The sequence below is a fragment of the Oleiphilus sp. HI0086 genome (assembly GCF_001635225.1).
On sequence record NZ_LWFZ01000042.1, the window covers coordinates 1 to 1,521 of the forward strand.

The following is a 1,521-nucleotide window of genomic DNA, read 5'->3' on the forward strand; positions in this document are numbered from 1 at the left end:
GAGTAGCAAGAATTTTACCAAGACCAGAGTCGGAAGTGATACCGCCAATTGCATCAAGTGTCCCTGCGAAAGGAACAAATTGACGTGATAGGATTGCACTCAAGTGAGCGCCGTCACATACACCAGCTTTGAAGTCGTTAGCAGCAACTTTTTCATCGGTATAAGCGATAAACTCAAGATCTAAACCCCATGCGATAGCTTTTGGCTTTAAATCTGAATAGAAAGTCATTACTGGGCCGTTCTTCCCTACTGGATCCCATGTACAAATTGTTTTCTTTTCTAGCGCTGACGCTAGCGTACTAAAAAGAAAAATTACTGCGGTAAATAGTATTTTCTGTGCCGTCATCTTGACGTATCCCCAATTAAAATTACAAGTTCAAAGCGAAGCGCGAATTTTCGTCTATAATCGCGAGAAGTTCAATGGTCTTTGCTTTATTTGATAGACCAATTCGCAATATCGAGCATATGATAGTTTACTAGGTTGTTTACTCTAGACACTCTATAGGCTCGCTACTCTGTAGAGATATCGAAATAACGTGAATTCTTACTGACTGAGCATTGTTTAACTTAGGTCTTGTCGCTATAGTTAGCGGTTTGATTTAATAAGCTGCAATGTATTGTATTAGCTTAGATAAACTCTTTAGGATATTGATTTAGGAGCACGGCGAATGTCCGATAAAAATAAGCTTGTTATCTTTGATACGACCCTACGAGATGGCGAGCAAAGCCCCGGTGCATCGATGACCAAGGCAGAGAAATTGAGAATTGCTCGTGCACTTGAGAAGATGCGTGTTGATGTTATTGAAGCGGGGTTTGCGATTGCAAGTCCGGGCGACTTTGAGTCGGTTAAATCTATCGCTGATACAATAGTAGATTCTCGAATATGTTCTCTATCCAGAGCATTGGATAAGGATATCGATCGTGCTGCTGAAGCTTTAAGAGGAGCAAATGCGTCGCGTATTCACACCTTCATCGCAACCTCTCCGATCCATATGAAGTATAAGCTTCAAATGGAGCCGGATGCAGTTGTCGAGCAAGCTGTGCGAGCAGTAAAAAGAGCGCGAAGCTATACAGATGATGTCGAGTTTTCATGTGAAGATGCTGGTCGTTCAGAGTTGGATTTTCTTTGTCGTATTATAGAGCAAGCGATTAATGCTGGTGCTTCCACAATAAATATCNCGGATACGGTGGGCTATGCGATTCCCGAGCAGTTTGGTGAAACCATAANAAACCTTATCGAGCGAATTCCAAATTCAGACAAAGCTATTTTCTCAGTACATTTTCACAATGATCTCGGCTTAGCGGTTGCAAACTCTTTGTCTGCGGTAACCAATGGTGCACGCCAGATTGAATGTACTATTAACGGATTGGGTGAGCGAGCAGGAAATGCTTCTTTGGAAGAGGTTGTAATGGCAGTTCGTACACGATCTGACTTTTTTGACCTATCGACAAATATCGACTCTACACAGATCGTGCCTTGCTAGCGGTTAGTGTCGACGATTACTGGCTTCCCGGTTCAGC

Annotated in this window: 1 protein-coding gene and 1 pseudogene; one reads left to right on the plus strand and one right to left on the minus strand. The window is 42.6% G+C overall.

The window, feature by feature from the left end; translation table 11 throughout:
* A partial coding sequence (locus A3756_RS00755) for a putative solute-binding protein (RefSeq protein ID WP_231875442.1) occupies positions 1–346 on the minus strand: 346 nt, incomplete at its 3' end.
* Positions 347–668: 322 nt separating this feature from the next.
* Here A3756_RS00755 and A3756_RS00760 point away from each other — a divergent pair.
* Positions 669–1,481, plus strand: a pseudogene (locus A3756_RS00760) (2-isopropylmalate synthase); the annotation flags it as partial.
* Positions 1,482–1,521 lie beyond the last annotated feature (40 nt).